The organism is Spiroplasma endosymbiont of Danaus chrysippus, from assembly GCF_902809815.1.
Taxonomy (GTDB): domain Bacteria; phylum Bacillota_I; class Bacilli_A; order Mycoplasmatales; family VBWQ01; genus Spiroplasma_E.
This window is the reverse complement of sequence record NZ_CADDIL010000001.1, coordinates 116094-132724: the sequence shown is the minus strand read 5'-3', so window position 1 is coordinate 132724 and position 16631 is coordinate 116094. Positions and strand designations below refer to the sequence as shown.

At 23.6% G+C, this 16631-nt stretch carries 20 protein-coding genes, 1 tRNA gene and 1 pseudogene; 9 read left to right on the top strand and 13 right to left on the bottom strand.

Annotated features, from left to right (window positions below):
- Positions 1–51: 51 nt before the first annotated feature.
- The 13 genes and pseudogenes from eno to SPIRDC1_RS00725 form a co-directional block, all read right to left on the bottom strand.
- Positions 52–1356 (bottom strand): phosphopyruvate hydratase, encoded by a 1305-nt coding sequence (eno, locus tag SPIRDC1_RS00785; protein ID WP_174480035.1) that lies wholly within the window; start codon positions 1354–1356, stop codon positions 52–54.
- Positions 1357–1475: 119 nt separating this feature from the next.
- On the bottom strand, positions 1476–3803 hold the full coding sequence (locus SPIRDC1_RS00780; protein WP_174480034.1) for a hypothetical protein: 2328 nt from the start codon (positions 3801–3803) through the stop codon (positions 1476–1478).
- A 28-nt stretch (positions 3804–3831) separates the two neighbouring features.
- Positions 3832–4758: a hypothetical protein gene (locus SPIRDC1_RS00775; protein ID WP_174480033.1), complete on the bottom strand. Its 927-nt coding sequence runs from the start codon at positions 4756–4758 to the stop codon at positions 3832–3834.
- Between the two features lie 180 nt (positions 4759–4938).
- On the bottom strand, positions 4939–6474 hold the full coding sequence (gpmI, locus tag SPIRDC1_RS00770; protein ID WP_174480032.1) for a 2,3-bisphosphoglycerate-independent phosphoglycerate mutase: 1536 nt from the start codon (positions 6472–6474) through the stop codon (positions 4939–4941).
- A 17-nt stretch (positions 6475–6491) separates the two neighbouring features.
- A complete protein-coding gene (locus SPIRDC1_RS00765; protein ID WP_174480031.1) occupies positions 6492–7868 on the bottom strand; it encodes a hypothetical protein in 1377 nt (458 codons plus the stop codon).
- A 41-nt stretch (positions 7869–7909) separates the two neighbouring features.
- Positions 7910–8659, bottom strand: coding sequence for a triose-phosphate isomerase (tpiA, locus tag SPIRDC1_RS10440; RefSeq protein WP_174480261.1), 750 nt, complete (start codon positions 8657–8659; stop codon positions 7910–7912).
- Between the two features lie 48 nt (positions 8660–8707).
- Positions 8708–9424, bottom strand: a pseudogene (gene nagB / locus SPIRDC1_RS10435) (glucosamine-6-phosphate deaminase); the annotation flags it as partial.
- 27 nt (positions 9425–9451) lie between these two features.
- Positions 9452–9604, bottom strand: coding sequence for an amidohydrolase family protein (locus SPIRDC1_RS00750; RefSeq protein ID WP_174480030.1), 153 nt, complete (start codon positions 9602–9604; stop codon positions 9452–9454).
- Positions 9574–10644 carry an N-acetylglucosamine-6-phosphate deacetylase gene (nagA, locus tag SPIRDC1_RS00745; protein WP_174480029.1) on the bottom strand — a complete coding sequence of 357 codons (1071 nt, stop codon included), beginning with the start codon at positions 10642–10644 and terminating at the stop codon, positions 9574–9576. Before nagA ends, SPIRDC1_RS00750 begins: the two co-directional genes overlap by 31 nt.
- Before the next feature lie 131 nt (positions 10645–10775).
- Positions 10776–10851, bottom strand: a tRNA-Phe gene (locus tag SPIRDC1_RS00740).
- Between the two features lie 96 nt (positions 10852–10947).
- Positions 10948–11664, bottom strand: a complete 717-nt coding sequence (locus tag SPIRDC1_RS00735) for a hypothetical protein (protein WP_174480028.1) — start codon at positions 11662–11664, stop codon at positions 10948–10950.
- 121 nt (positions 11665–11785) lie between these two features.
- Entirely contained in the window at positions 11786–12175 is a 390-nt protein-coding gene (locus SPIRDC1_RS00730) for a hypothetical protein (RefSeq protein ID WP_174480027.1), read from the bottom strand.
- A gap of 337 nt (positions 12176–12512) precedes the next feature.
- A complete protein-coding gene (locus SPIRDC1_RS00725; RefSeq protein WP_174480026.1) occupies positions 12513–13088 on the bottom strand; it encodes a hypothetical protein in 576 nt (191 codons plus the stop codon).
- Positions 13089–13616: 528 nt separating this feature from the next.
- Here SPIRDC1_RS00725 and SPIRDC1_RS00720 point away from each other — a divergent pair.
- From SPIRDC1_RS00720 to SPIRDC1_RS00685, 9 genes are all read left to right on the top strand, one after another.
- Positions 13617–13829 carry a hypothetical protein gene (locus SPIRDC1_RS00720; RefSeq protein ID WP_174480025.1) on the top strand — a complete coding sequence of 71 codons (213 nt, stop codon included), beginning with the start codon at positions 13617–13619 and terminating at the stop codon, positions 13827–13829.
- Between the two features lie 15 nt (positions 13830–13844).
- Positions 13845–14018: a hypothetical protein gene (locus SPIRDC1_RS00715; protein WP_174480024.1), complete on the top strand. Its 174-nt coding sequence runs from the start codon at positions 13845–13847 to the stop codon at positions 14016–14018.
- An 18-nt stretch (positions 14019–14036) separates the two neighbouring features.
- Complete coding sequence (locus SPIRDC1_RS10155) at positions 14037–14159, top strand: hypothetical protein (RefSeq protein ID WP_255495887.1); 123 nt, start codon at positions 14037–14039, stop codon at positions 14157–14159.
- Positions 14152–14808, top strand: a complete 657-nt coding sequence (locus SPIRDC1_RS00710) for a PD-(D/E)XK nuclease family protein (RefSeq protein WP_174480023.1) — start codon at positions 14152–14154, stop codon at positions 14806–14808. Before SPIRDC1_RS10155 ends, SPIRDC1_RS00710 begins: the two co-directional genes overlap by 8 nt.
- Positions 14798–15028, top strand: coding sequence for a hypothetical protein (locus SPIRDC1_RS00705; protein WP_174480022.1), 231 nt, complete (start codon positions 14798–14800; stop codon positions 15026–15028). Before SPIRDC1_RS00710 ends, SPIRDC1_RS00705 begins: the two co-directional genes overlap by 11 nt.
- A 96-nt stretch (positions 15029–15124) precedes the next feature.
- Entirely contained in the window at positions 15125–15316 is a 192-nt protein-coding gene (locus tag SPIRDC1_RS00700) for a hypothetical protein (RefSeq protein ID WP_174480021.1), read from the top strand.
- 109 nt (positions 15317–15425) lie between these two features.
- A complete protein-coding gene (locus SPIRDC1_RS00695; RefSeq protein WP_174480020.1) occupies positions 15426–16247 on the top strand; it encodes a RecT family recombinase in 822 nt (273 codons plus the stop codon).
- A 1-nt stretch (position 16248) separates the two neighbouring features.
- Entirely contained in the window at positions 16249–16389 is a 141-nt protein-coding gene (locus SPIRDC1_RS00690; protein ID WP_174480019.1) for a hypothetical protein, read from the top strand.
- Positions 16382–16519, top strand: a complete 138-nt coding sequence (locus tag SPIRDC1_RS00685) for a hypothetical protein (RefSeq protein WP_174480018.1) — start codon at positions 16382–16384, stop codon at positions 16517–16519. The genes SPIRDC1_RS00690 and SPIRDC1_RS00685 overlap by 8 nt, the downstream gene beginning before the upstream one ends.
- Positions 16520–16631: the final 112 nt, after the last annotated feature.

Here is a 16631-nt window from a genome sequence, read left to right as displayed (position 1 = left end):
TTTAAAATTAAAAAGGATATCAGTAAATTTAACCATAAAATATGTTTTTAATTAATTAATATTATAAAATACATCGTCACCTAAAAATTTAGCTTGATCTGCTAAATCGGCTTCAATTGTTAATAAACGATTATATTTTGCAACACGATCAGTTCTTGACATTGAACCTGTTTTAATTTGTCCAGTATTAAAACCTACTGCTAAGTCAGCAATCGTTGTATCTTCAGTTTCCCCAGAACGATGAGATACTACTGCTGTTCACCCAGCTTTTTGACACATTTCAATAGCCTCCATAGTTTCAGTTAATGTTCCAATTTGATTTAGTTTAATTAATACTGAATTAGCAACGTTTTTAATAATTCCTTCTTTAATAATTTTTGGATTAGTAACGAATAAATCATCACCAACAACTTGGAATTTACCTTCTGATTTTTCTAATAATAATTTAAATCCTTCTCAATCACCTTCAGCCAAACCATCTTCAATTGAAATAATTGGATATTTTTTAGTTAAATCAACTAAATAATCTACTAGTTGCGCTGAAGTTAATAATTTTTCAGTATTTTTACTTTTACCATCTTTATTGCCAAAAACATATTTACCATTTTTATAAATCTCTGATGATGCACAGTCCATAGCAATTTTTATATCTTTATTTGGAGTGTAACCCGCTTTTTTAATAGCTTCAACAATTAAATCTAATGCTTCTTCAGTTGATTTTAAATTAGGAGCAAAACCACCTTCATCACCAACTGCAGTAACTAAACCCTTACCTTTTAAAATACTTTTTAAAGCATGAAAAGTTTCAGCAGCCATTTGGATTGCCTTTGAAAATGTTTTAGCACCAACTGGCATTATTAAAAATTCTTGAAAGTCAATATTATTATCAGCATGAGCACCACCATTAATTACATTTAACATTGGGACTGGCAACTGACAAGCATTAGTACCACCTAAGTATGTATATAAGGGCACATATAATTCATCAGCGGCAGCTTTAGCAACTGCTAATGACACCCCTAAAATAGCATTGGCACCTAATTTTGTTTTATTTTCTGTTCCATCTAACTTAATCATTGTTTGATCAATTAATCTTTGATTAGTAACTTCCAAACCAATAATGGCTTCGGCAATATTTTCATTAATATTTTTAATAGCTTTCATAACACCAAGTCCACCATAAACTTTAGTATCTTTGTCTCGTAGTTCTAAAGCTTCTCTAGTACCTGTTGAAGCACCTGATGGCACTAAAGCAATCCCATATCCACCATCTTCAGTTCAACATTCAACTTGAATAGTTGGATTTCCTCTTGAGTCTATTACTTGTAGCGCTCTAATATCAATAATGCAAGACATATTTGTTAATTCCTTCTTTCTTTAATATTTCACTAATTATTATACAGAAAAAAATATTGTTTAGAATCAAAAAAGCACAAATATTTTTTATTTGTGCTTCTAAAATAATGATGATTTAATTACATTTGTTGTTGTTGTGAATGTTGAGTTGTACTACTTGGTGATGATGTATCATTAACTTTAGCAGCAGTATCACTATTTCATGGTTTTGGAGTTACTCCATCATCCTCTGGTATTAAACTTTCAGGATTATTAAGAGCAGTAATTATTGCTTCCATTAATTCATCAGTTTCAATCGTTTTTTGATTAAAATTATTACTATTAGATAAATCTTTTCTGTTAATAGTTACATTTTGTTTTACTTCATCTCTATAAAAGATATAACTTATACTTTTAAAATTATCATCTTTATCAAAAGTTAAAGAAAAATCAACTTCATTTTTAGTTAAATATGATAATGCACGAATTTGTTCAGGACTAAGTTTCACTTCTGCTTTTAATGGAATTCCAAGTTCATCATTACATAAAACATAACATTTTCCATTAAAAATATTAAAATTAAAAGTTTTAGTATTTTTTGAAAATAAGTTTGATTTTAAATCAGGTATTGGTCTTACTGTTCTTGTTTCTGATACTCTTACTTTTGCTTTCTGATTTATGATACTAAGTTGTTCTTTATCTTCATCACTTAACTTATTAGAGCAATTTACTTTTTTGTTATTTTCATCAAAATAATATGCTCTTAAAAATTTTCCATCATACTTATTAAATAAAATAACAGTATTTGCATTATTATTTTTATCTATTAAATTTTTCAAAATATCATTTTCACCTTTTTCTAATTTTAATTTTTTATCCAATGTTTGCTCATCAGTTGTTATGTTTAAATCTCATAATTCTCTACTATCATCTCATTTTAAATTAATAACATTTTTAACGATAACTGGAGATAATTTTGTAACTGATGGTTTTGGTGATATTACCTGTTCAGCAGCAGCTCTTGCCACTTTAACTTGTGATCCATTTTCTCCACAGTGAATACCCTTTAATCCATTAGGAAATAAATTATTATTTGCAAAACTTTTTCTTAACTCTAATAAAGAAAGTGTTCCAATACATTGTAGTTGATTTTGATCAGCAATAACTACTCATTTTTCTACTAAATTATTACTTGGGTTTTTTGCAAAGTATACTTTTTGATACTTACCAGCAACTCCTATATCATTTCATATTTTTTTATTATTCTGAGAAAGTTCTTGTTCAAAAATTACATTTTCTGGATCTGATTTAACATCTGATATTTTTATTTTACCATCTTCTATTACTAAACTATACAAACCTTCTATGCTATTATTTTGTAATGTTTCAGTGATATTATTTATAATCGGTAAAGGTTCAGGTAAATCTTCTGGTGCAATAACTAAAAAACGCATAGCAACTAAATCAATTTCTTCTTGTTCTTCTTTAACAACAGATGCTAATCCAATATTAATTCTTGGTTCTATAGTAAATCCTAATTGTGGAGGAATACTTAATGCTTTTAAATCATCAAATTGCTGGTTGGTTAAAGATTTAACTTTATGTGCTTGATATTTTACATTATCATATAATCGTCCTAGAACAGGTTTTTTTGTTATTTTATAGGTTTCTCAAAAAATTTCTCCATTTTCATTAATCTTTTTATTTAAATAAAAAATATCATTATCAGTAATACTTTGAGCAGTTGTTGAGATTATAAAAGTATCATTTGGATCAGTAACATTTTTAATAAAAATTTCATTTCCTTGACGATAAATAAAATAGTCTTTTTCAACATTCACTAAGTTTAAATGTTTTTTAAAATCTTCGATCATTGTACTATTTGAAGAATAATCATTAATTTTATACTGTTCCACATCTCAAACTGGGTTTGATTGTTCAAATGGATTTCGCAACTGTGGAGCATCTAATAAACTTTTAATTTTTTGATTAATTAAAACATCATTTTCTTTAAACAGTCCAGAATTTATAAAAATTTCATTAAATTTTAATAAATTTATACTTCCTAATAATCCTAATTCAGGTCTTATTTCACCTTCAGATTCATCAAATAAAATTTTATATACTTTAATTTTAGTATTGTCAGTTTCATCCTCAACGAAAACTAATTGGTCTTTTTTAAATATACTTTGATCATTTTGAATTAATGATTCATCACTAATAAATATAGTATTAACTAATGAACCACTATCAACAACAAATTTTCCATCTTGATTTAAACTAACTATTTTTTTTACTTTTAATGGATTAATATTGAAAAAAGAATTCTTCAAAATATTAAGTGTATTCTTTTTTGAATATAGGTCATCCTCTACTTCAATAGCAATATCTTCAACATCACTTATTTCTGATTGATATATAGTTCTCATAATGTTTGTAAATCATTTAAAATTTTCCATTAGTGGCATTTTTATTTTTCTCCTTTAATTATTATATTTATGGTGTTGGTGTAGATAAAACTGACTTAACGTTTTGTTCTACTGGTTTTGATGGTGCTTCAGTACCATTAATTTCCTTTGCAGGAAAAGAATTATTACTTTGTACTTCTTTTTTAGGTGCAACAGAATTATTTTGTGAATGTTGTGAATGTAAAGAAGAGGCTGTACTAATTACTCTTTCAAGAGTATCAATTAATTTTTCATCAATTTTTATATCTTTCCTCTTATGAGTCTGGTTATCAATAATATATGCAAATAAAATCTTTCCATTTTTATCAACTTCAATATTTATAATACCATTACGAGGACATTTTTTGGCTACAAAGTTTTTAAATTTCTTAGCATCATTTACATCTACAGGAACAATTGTTTTGTTTTTATTATCAATAAACAAATAACACGTTCCATTCTCAGCAAATGATAATTTCATAGGTTCTTCAGATCTTTTTATAATATTAACATTAAGATCATCTAACTCTTCTTTATATTCTTCATTATTTAAATTATTGGATTTTGATTGAGTTTTTAATAATAATGCCGGTAATTCTTTTTTACCTAAATATTCAAGAATAATCTTATCATTTTCTTTTTTAGTTCGATATAAATGTACTAGAGAACTATCTAATTTTTCTTTTACTATTACTAGTTGTTGTAATTGATCACTATTAATTGCTAAAGGTAGCTGTTGAATAATACTAACGTTTTCATCATTAGTATTTTTTACTAAACGTCCCTTTTCATCTACATATACAAGTTCAATAATATATTCTTTTAAACTACTATCTAATTGTGTTTTTATATCATCAATCTTAACTTCCAAACTATTTAAAGTTATATTGGGTGATGATTCATCTTTTTTAGAACTTAATGATTTTTGTAGAAAATCATTAAGTTCTCGATATTCTACTGTTTCTGATAATGGCATACTTTACCTCCATAATTTTTAATAAATGTATAGATTTCTAAAATAATATAGGAACTAAATATAATAAACCCCTTATATTTATTTAAAAAAATAAAAGGGGAAACACTATATTTAATTCATATGCCTATATTTTAATACTTTTATATTCTTAAAACAAGCACTTATCAAATCAATATATTTTTATTTAATAATTAAAGACTCACTGGTCATAACAGTTGGTTTAACTAAACCCAAAACGTCTAATAGCGTTGGAGCAATATTTGCTAAGCAACCACCTGATTTTAATTTTAATCCTGTTTTACAAATAATAAATGGTACTGGTTCCGATGTATGTTTTTTATTAGGATTACCCTCTTTATCAATCATGATTTCAGCATTACCATGATCAGCAGTAATCATTAAAATACCATTCACTTTTTTTATTGCTTGATACAATTTTCCAAGACATTCATCAATAACATCAATCGCATCAATGGCAGCATTTAAAACACCAGTATGACCAATCATATCAGGATTAGCAAAATTTAAAACCATAACATCATATATGTTTTTAGAAATTTCACTTTCTAAACGAGTAGTAATTTCGCGAGCACTCATTTCTGGTTTTAAGTCATAAGTTGCTACTTTTGGTGAAGGAATTAAAATTCTTGTTGATAGGGGATATTCAAGATCAACACCACCATCAAAAAAATAAGTTACGTGTGCATATTTTTCAGTTTCAGCAATTCGTAATTGATGATATTGATTTTTACTTAATCATTCCCCTAAAGCATCAAGCATTGATATAGGTGGAAAAATAACACCTTGTGGTTTAACACTTTTAGCATATTCCATCATTGAAATAAAAAAAGTATTTTTTAATGTTGGTATTTTCATACTAATATTAAAATCATATTTATTATTTGTTAATGCTGATGCTAATTGAATTGCACGATCAGGACGGAAATTAGCAAAAATAATGCTATCGTTATTCCTAATATTACCGTTATTAATTTCAGAATTATAAGCAGGCATAATAAATTCATCATTACGGCCAGCACTATATTCTGCATTAACATAAGCAATAGGATCAATAAATGAAACACCTTCATGATTAACTATTACATCATATGCTATTTTTAAACGATCTCAACGTTTATCGCGATCCATAGCATAATATCTTCCTGAAATAGTAGCAAGCATACCAATGCCTAATTGTTTCATAGTTTTTAATAACTGTTCAATATAAATTTTAGAAATATCAGCTTTTGTATCACGACCATCTAAAATAGCATGAACATAAATATTCTTAAAATTTTGTTGTTTAGCAATTTCTAATAATGCTAAAATATGATTAATATGAGCATGTACTCCACCATCACTTAGTAAACCAATAATATGAACATTACTATTATTCTTTTTGGCATTATTAATTGCTGATAATATTGTTTCATTTTTAAAAAATGTTTTATCATTTATTGACTTATTAATTAATGTTAATGACTGATAAATTACTCTACCGGCACCAATTTGTAAATGTCCAACTTCAGAGTTGCCCATTTGTCCTTCTGGTAAACCAACTGCAAGACCAGAAGCTGAAACTTCAGTATGCGGATAAGTTTTTAATAAATAATCCAAATTAGGTTTTGTTGCAGAACTAATAGCATTAGTTGAACTAGATTTTGCAATACCAAAACCATCTAAAATACATAGTAATATTGGTTGTTTTGTTTTCATAAATTTCACCTCATATTTTATTTAATAACTTGTAACTGATGTTTAAAATTATCAGATTTAAAAATAGTAATCATTTTAGTAATAAAATCAGTAATAGATTGATAATGAACAGTACTCAAAATAACAATATCTTTTTTAAAGACTATTTTAATAGATTGCTTTTTAGTAATTTTAGTAATTATTGTTTTTAAATCACAAATTGATTTTAAATCTTCACTTAATAAAATAACCATAGTAGGATTATCACTAATATTATTAGAAAGAAATAAAATAGTATTACTACTATTAGCTAATAAATTTTGTCCTTTAATTTCCATTAAATTATAATCTAATAAATCATTATTAAAAGAATAATGAGTAATTTTCAAATTATCAATGACTTCTGAATAATAACCATAAGCAAAAGTCTGTGATAAATTTTCTAATATATCTTGAGATACTATCCGCCATTTTGAAAATGACTTCAATAGTTCTTTATGAATTTTTTGTAATTGTCATAAATCTTGATAATTAGTAATATTAGTTATCGGTGCTATTGGTTGAATATTTTCGGGCTGATTAATTGCTCTAATTTTTTTATTAATAGCATTAATAGCAATGATGATTGGTTTTTTAGCATTAATAAAAAAGTTTTCAATTCGTTGTTTATTACCCGCTATTAATGTTATTTTTTGCTGATCTTTATTAGTTTTAATAGCAACAACTGCTATTTTTTGCAAATTAATAATTTCTTGTAATTCAACTTCATTAAATTTTTTTAAATAACTATATTCTTTTTTATTTTGCAATAAAATTAACTGTTCTAATGATAATTTTTGTTCTAATAAAGAATTAATGATAAATTCACTTTGCAATATTTGTTTTCTATTTATCTTTAAATTATTAAGAGCAACAATAAAATTTTGTTCAGTAATAGAAATAGAACTAAAATTAGAAGTTTTATAATTTAATTGTTTTATCAAACTATTTATAAATAATTTAGCACCAATTTTATTATTAACTAATGATTGATGATGACTTTCATTGATAGTTAAATACAATGGAATATTGTTAATAACGATTGGTCCACTATTAACCTTAACTAAATGAATATAAGTATTAGGAATAAGAGTATTATTAACATCAATTACTTCACCAGTAAAATATTCATTAGTAATAATACCTTTGTCACTAACAATACTATCACTACTAGGAGCAAAAATAGTTTTAGTACAAATAATAAAGCCAATTTGTTCTAATTGATTAGTGTCTTCACCATTTTTACTAAACAATGCTAAAATTTCTGACTTATTCCTAAAAGCATTGACAAAAGTGGTTGCCGGAAAGGCACGATGTTTAATTTTTTTTGTTAGTTTTGTTCACATACTTTTAATTTGTATCTTTGATAATTCCATGTTTAGTTAACTCCTTATTTTTATTAGTAATTTAAATAGAGTTAAATTAGTAAATCAAAAAAAGATTGTGGTACTAATGAAGCACCTCCAACTAATGCACCATCAATGTCGGGTTCAGAAAGTATTAATTTAATATTATCGGGTTTTACTGAACCACCATACTGAATACGTACTTGTTCTGCAACATTTTTATTATATAATTCACTAATAAATTCACGAATCATTTTACAAACCGTTTGGGCTTGTTGAGCTGTTGCTGTTTTACCAGTACCAATTGCTCATATTGGCTCATAGGCAATTACTAACTTAGCAATATTTTCTGCTTTAATATTTTTTAATGCTAACTTAATTTGATTTTTAATTACTTCATTAGTTTCTTTATTTTCATATTGGTTTAAAGTTTCACCACAACATAAAATTGGTATAATATTAGCATTAAATAATGAATGTAATTTTTTATTTATTGTTTCATCTACTTCATTAAAATACATTCTGCGTTCAGAATGACCAATAATAACATGACTAACCATCATATCTTTTAGCATCTTAATTGAAATTTCACCAGTATATGCACCTTCGGTTTCATAATGACAATTTTGAGCTACAATAATTAAAGCAGAAGTTTTATTCATTTTTAATAAGGGTAAATTAGTAAAACTAGCTGCTATTCCATAATCATATTTAATATTTTTAGTTTTTATTAATTTATTAAATTCATTTAAAAAAAATTGAGTTTCTTCTATATTTTTATACATTTTTCAATTTCCAATAATAATCTTTTTACGTTCCATTTGTTTCTCCTTTAAGTTAATTTTTTTTGATATAGTTGGTTTTAATAATGCTGCTGCTTCTTCATCAATAATAATTGTAACATCATCATGATTTTGTAAAAAAGTACATGGATAATTTGGAGAAACTTTACCTTCAACTAACTCTCGAATAGCTTGTGCTTTATTAGTTCCTGTAGCAATTAAAACAATCAATTTAGCTTGTAAAATAGTATGAATACCCATTGTAACAGCTTTGGTTGGTACATCTTCAACTTTAGAAAAAAATCTTTTATTAGCTTCAATTGTTTCTTTAGTTAAATTAACAACATGTGTTTTACTACTTGCAAGAGTACCTGGTTCATTAAAAGCAATATGACCATTAGTACCTAAGCCCAATATTTGTAAATCAATTGGTCCTTTTTCTTTTAATAATTTTTCATATTCTTCCACATTTTGGTCTAAATCACCAATACCTTTAGGAACATACGTATTTTTTAAATTAAGACTTTTAATATGATTAAATAATTGATGATTCATAAAATAACGATAACTTTTTACATGATCTGGAGTTAAACCAACATATTCATCTAAATTAAATGTTAGAACTTTTGATCAATCTCTTTTGTTATTTTTTGCATCTGCTATTAATAAATCATATGTTTCAATTGGACTACTTCCCGTTGCTAATCCTAAAATAGCATTTGGTTTAACTTTAATAATATCAATAATAATTTTACTTAATAATTGAGCAACCTCAGTTTTATCTTTTAAAATAATTAATTTCATAATTTAAAAACCCCTTACATTACTTACTTATTCTTGTTGATACGCAATTTTTCCTTCACATATTGTTAAAAAAATATCATTATTCTTAGTTAATACAATAATATCTGCTAATTTACCAATAACAATATCACCGGTTTTATTTGCAATTCCTACTTGTTTAGCACTATTATAAGAGGCCATTTGATGCAATCTTGTCAATTATTATTAGTAATTTTTAATAAATTTTTAAAACCAGCAATCATTGTTGCAATGCTGCCTGCCAATTTTCCGGTTGCTTCAACAATAACCTTATTATTACTTTTAATGACAGGTAATGGTCCCAATAAATACTTACCATCAGGCTGTCCCTTTGCACTCATGGCATCAGTAATCATACAAATTCCATCGGCACCTTTAATTTTATATGTTATTGCTAAAATATCAATATCAACATGAATTCCATCACAAATTAACTCAGTAACTAATTGATCATAATATAATGATGCTGGAACAACACCGGGATCGCGATGATTATAGGGACTCATTGCATTATAAAGATGGGTAATATGCGTTAAACCATATTCAACAGTTTTAGTTATTTCTTTAAAAGTAGCATTACTATGACCAACACTAGGAATAATATTATTTTTAATTAATGAAGAAATAAAATTTGAATTTTTATTATTTAAATTAGGATCTATCTCAGGAGCATAAACAATAAATTTTAAATTTTTGTTACTAATTATATTTCAAGATTTTACTAAATTAAGATCAGGAACATGAAGTAATGACGGAGTATGTGCTCCTTTTTGTAATTCTGAGATAAAAGGTCCTTCTAAATATGCACCAATAATTCGTGCCCTGTTACCTTTATTTTCTGTTTTCATATACTTAGCAAATACTGAAAGAATATTATCAATTTCTTTTTTACTGGCAGTAACTGTTGCATAACAAAACTTTGTTACTCCCTCTTTTGGAACTAATTTTGCAAAATTATTAATTGATTCAATGGTACCATCCATTAAACTATATCCATAACCTCCATGTACATGTAAATCAATAAAACCAGGTATTATTGTTTGATTATGACATTCAATAACCTGAGCATCTTTAAATTCATAATTATACTTTCCTTCATTAATTTGGAAAATTAAATTATCTTTAATTACTAAAAAACCATTATTTATTATTTTCTTAATGCTAATTATTTTCGCATTATTTAAAACTAAAATTTTAGACACTAATACCCTTCTTTCTAGAATTATTAATTGTTTAAAATTGCTAATGACACTATTATACCTAAAATTTTAACTTAAACCTAAATCTAAGAAAAATAATTAAAAAAAGGCTTAATTGCCTGTATTTTAAATAATGGTGGCTCGAAGCGGATTCGAACCACTGACACTTCGCTCTTCAGGCGAATGCTCTACCAACTGAGCTACCGAGCCGTTACCTATACAATAATAGCATATAAAAGTAAAAAATAACAAGGGGTTAAAACTTATTTTTTAATTTATTTAAATATATATTTATTTTTTTACTAATTATCTTCTAATTACATATCTTCTTCAACAAGGTTTTTCAGTTTTTGGCATTAAGTGATTTGAGTCTCTTCTAATTTCTTCTTTTCAATTATTATTTGATAAATCAGTAGACCCATTTTCTTTAGCAATATTTGCTTGTAAAAATATATTATTACCAATAATATTTAACGATTCACTTCTTTGAAATTCATGATCACTACATACATCATTTACTAAACTTTTGACAATCTCACATAATTTTTTACAAGTATCTAATATCAATTTATATTTTTCTTTAACTTTTCATTTTTCAATTAATGATTCACAATTTTTAATAAATTTATCCTGTCATTCTTTAAACTCTTCGGAATTAATTGTCTTAGTTAAATCACCATCACAATAATAAGTTAATATTTCTTTTCAAACATTACGTCATACTTTTCTCATATTATTATGAGGAGTTTTAACTTTCAATTTTTTAATCAAAAAATCAAAATCTTGAATTTTATTTCTTCTTCAACAATTTAATAATGCAGTAATAATTGGAATTACTAATTGTTTATTATTTATTTTTTCTATTATTTCTTGTTTTTTATTTTCAAGATCTTCTAATCTAGTTATACGTTCTTTTTCTAATTCTTGTAAAATATTAAAATACTCTTGATATTCTCTCATTGCTTGTGAATATATTATTAATTTAATTATTACTTCTCATTTGTTTATAAGTTTAATATCCATTTTAATTATTCTTTCCATTAGTTCAAATATATCTCTTATAACCCACTATTTAATCCGATAATTTATTTATGTTTTATAAAATTCAATATCTATAATTTTAATAATTTATTTTATTAATAACTTATGCTACAACTGTTTGTTTAGGAAAATGAAAGTTAATATTCATATCAATATTAATACTTTCACCAAAACTATCACTCCATTCACTAATACCACTTTCAGAAACAAGACATGTATCAGAATCTAATTGAGATAATAAATCATTATCATCATTAATAACTTTAATTTCATATTTTTTTTGAAGTTCAATATTTTTTAAAACATCTTTAAATAAAGTTACTGCAAAATTACTAATTAATTCTACTTTTAAACTATTAAATTCAAGATTTTTAATTACTTTTTCACATGTAGGAATAAATTCGACTTTTCACACTTCATATTCAGAAAACTTTAAATTTTTAGATTTGTTTTGTTCTAAATAAAATGCTAATAGTTTAGCAGATAAATCCAATTCTGCTTTTTTAAGTGTTGACTGATCTAGTTATTTAGTATAAAGATTTTTAAATTTTTTAAAAAAAAATTCTTTTTCTGCAATCTTTTCACCTAATTTAATTTCTCAATTTTTGTTACTTTTCTTTAACTGTCTACATTTTCAAATCTTATAAAATCATATGTTTTTTATTTTTTGTAGCTTCATATTATTTTTTTCTATTTTATCTGTAATAACTTTTATTTTTAAATTAATTTCTTTTAGAACTGACTCTTGATTATCTTTTAGATTGTTATAGTGTTCATTAACTAATTTATGATTGGCAAACGCTACTTGAAAACTTAATATTTATTTACTATTAATTGTTTCATAAATAAATTTTTTCCATTAAATTTTTTACTTTTATAACTTCCAATTCATGTTTGTTTTGAAAAGTTTCATCACGAAATACATCTAAAAATAAAGTTTGTACTGTATTAGTTATTATTTTAATATTTTCTAAATCAAATCCTTGTAATTCATTCATTTTTATATTAGCAAATTCAATAAATATCTTTTTTCATTGTTCATATTCATAAAAATATAATCTTTTACCATTTAAAGAATTGTCATCAAAATATAAGGATAATATTTTCCAATAAATACTATGTTCAGCAAATCGTAATTTTTTTTCTGCTAAACTTCTTTTTGTTTTTAAAAATTGAATATTTTTTGACAAAAATCATTTTTTTATTTTATTTTTTAAATTTAATTCTCTATTATTGTTTGAATTTATAAAAGCATTATATCTATCTAAACAACTATAATATTGTTTTAAAATTTCATTTAAATCATTAAAAGATTTATTATATTTTTTCATTTGTTCATCTTTTTTTGCTTCTTTAATAAATTGTTCTACTTTTTCTTCATTAAATAAGAAATCTAACTCTGACACTTAAATCTCTCCTTAACATATTTAATTTGTTTTTAATTAATATTGTTTGCTAATGAATTATATAAAAATAATAAAAATAAACACTAATAAATTTAATTTATTAACAGGCTTAATTTTAAAAATATATAATTCCTAACAATAATACACCTATTATAATCATTGGGCGCATCACTTTAACTCCTAGTTTCATAAAATAACAAAGAACGATATAACTATCGTTCTTTTTTTGTTAAAAGATTAAAACTTAATAAAACTGTCGTAGAAGTCTAATAGTGAGTACGAAATGTAAATACTTCTATATCAGAATAAAAGAGCATTTAATGTTAAGCAAGTTAAAATGTTACACTGTATCGCTTAATGTAATTATAGATTAATTTGAATAGCCTTATTATGGCTCAGTAAATACCCCATTAATCTAATTAATAATTATATTTGTATTATTTAAGAAAATAGGGGGTTTTATATATAAATACATACCTCATTAACAATATCATAACACAATAAATAAAATAAAGGAGAAAAATAAATATGTCATACATTTATTTAGTAAAATACAAAGTTAATTATACAGATGAAACAAAATATAAAGTTTTTTGTACTTTTATAGATGCTAATAATTTTCATAGAAATTATAAACATCATTTATTAGAAAATGCTTTTATTACACATTATGAAATATTAGTATTGGAAGTTTATATTTCAAAAGAAGAATCAGACATGATAAATAAAAAACTTAATTAATGAAAGGAATTAAAAATGGAAGAAAAAGAAAATGAAGAATTACAAACTAAATTATTAAAAGAACAAATTGAATTAATTGAAGAGCAAAAAGAATTTTATAAAAAATCATGAAAAAGTAGAATTATATTTTTAACAATTGGAATAATTATTATGATTTTAACATTAATAATTATTGCTTCTAAACATTAATTGAAAGGATTAATAATTATGGAATGTAGAGAATATAGAATGGTTGGTTCTTGTGATAAATGTAGAAAACAATCTTCTTTTGGTAATAGATTATGTAATAAATGTTTTTGAATATTAATAGGTAAAAATAAATATGAGTAAATTAATTTTTAAAAAAGAAACTCATCAATATTTTTTAGATGATAAAGAATTAATATCGGTTTCTAGAATTATTGATAATTATTTAGGATTTGGTTATAGTCATATATCACCAGAAGTATTAAAAAATGCTTCAGTTCGTGGTAAATGAGTTCATAAACTTAATGAATTATATTTACAAAATATTAATCAAGAAAATATTATTAATAATTTATTAAAAAAATTAAAACCATTAACTAATAATATTAATTATTCTTATTGTAAAAAATCACTAATATTTTTAAAAGAAAAATTTAAAGATAAAAATAATTATGAATTTATTATAGAAAAGCCTATTGCTGATAATTATTTAATTGCTGGAACACCAGATTTAGTTTATTTAGATAAAAAAGAAAATAAATATTATTTAGTAGATTATAAAACTTATGCTTGTATTGATGAAGATAAACTAAAAAGAATTAAATTACAATTAACTGCTTATTATTGTATGTTACTTGCTAATGGTATATGGCCATCTAATAAAACTTATGTTTATTTAACGAATAAAAATGTTCAAAAAGAAATAGAAATTGAAATAACAAATGTTTTAATAATTGAATGAATGAATGCAAAAACAAAATATTTTAAAGGAGAAGATAAAAATGGAATATAAATTAGAATATTGTAAAAATAAAAAATGTAATTTTAATCAATTATTAGTTAAAAATATTAATGCTAGAATTGAACTTTTAGAATATCAAATTGAAGAAATTAATTTAAGTCAATTAAATTTATGAGAATTAGATGTTTTAAGGGGTCAAATTAAAGAATTAAATATTTTGAAAAATAATATTAAAGAATGATTAAGAAGAAATAAAAATGAACAAATGTAATTTTTTATACTATTGCCATGAACATCAAAAATACGAATGTTGTCAAAATAATTTATGTTGAGATTGTAAAAAAATAAATTAATAAGGAGAAATAAAATGATTACTGAAAAATCAATTAAAGAAAAAAATATTTATTCTTGTAATTCAATTGAATTTGATAAATTACCTAAAAAATTAGATAGTAATGTAAATAATTGAATTGTTATTAATAGTCATTTAGTTATTAATCCTAGTAAAAATATTGAAATACATTTAGATAATAGATTTAAAAAAATTAAAAAATGATAGGAGTAAATTATGGATAAATCAATTTTAATTTTATTAAAACACTTAGGAAAAATTAATAAAAAATTAGATGAAATTTTAGAATTATTAAATAAAAAAGGAGAATCAACTAATGAGTAATAATAAAAATGAATTAAAAATTCCTAATTTTATTAAAAATAATAAAGAAGAATTATTAAAATTTAGAAATTATTATGAAATGATTAGAAATTCTAGTAAAGATTTAAGAAATATGAATCAACAAAGTTTATTTAATGCTTTATTTAATTTATATAAATTAAATCTTTCAATTAATCCTATTAAAAAAGAATTAGCATTAATACCTTATGGTGATGAATTACAAGTACAAATTCAAGAAGATGGTTGATTAACATTATTACAAAGAACTGGATTAGTAATGGATTTTCAAAGAGAAAAAATAACAACTGCACATAAATTTAATCAAGAAAATAATAAATGAGAAATTAATCCAGCATTAATTTTTGAAAGAAAAACTATTAATACAATTGGTTATTATTGTTATATTTCACTTTTAGATAAAAATGGTAAAATTAATAATTTTTATAAAGGAATGACTGTTGAAGAATGCCAAGAATGAAGAAAAAAATTTAGTAAAACTAAGCGTGAAGATAGTCCTTGAAATACTAGTTTTGACCAAATGGCTTTAAAAACAGTTGTAAAAGCATTAATTCGTGAAATTAATAAAACACCAATTATTGTATTAAATAATCAAGATGATATTAATTTAGCACTTCAATTAGACCAAGGTATAGTAATTAATGAAGAAACTATTGCTTATAAAGATAATACTGGTGATGAAGTAAAAATTATTAATTCAAATAATGAAACTGATAATACTGATTTAAATTCTGCTTTATCTAAATTAAAAGAATTAGAAAAAGAAGAAGAAATAATAGAAAGTTTTGAAGTTTAATATGAATAAAGAAAAAATAATCGCTTGTATAAAAGAAAGAATAGATTTTTTAAATAATGTATTAAGACAAGATTCATCGAAACTTTATGAATTAGAAAATTGAATTAAAAGAATTGAAAGAGGTGAATTTGATAATGAATAAAGAAAAATTACTTGAATATTATAATGATAAATTAAAACAACATGAAAAAAGATTTAGAAGATATAAGACTAAATGAACGTTTAATTGCAAATCTTTTAATGGATGCACATTGTATGATTGAAAGAATTAATAAAGGTGAATTTGATAATGACTAAACAAGATATTTTAGAAATAATAGATAAATTAAAAGAATTAAAAAATCTAGATGGAATTACTATAAATATAAAAATTGAAGATATTAA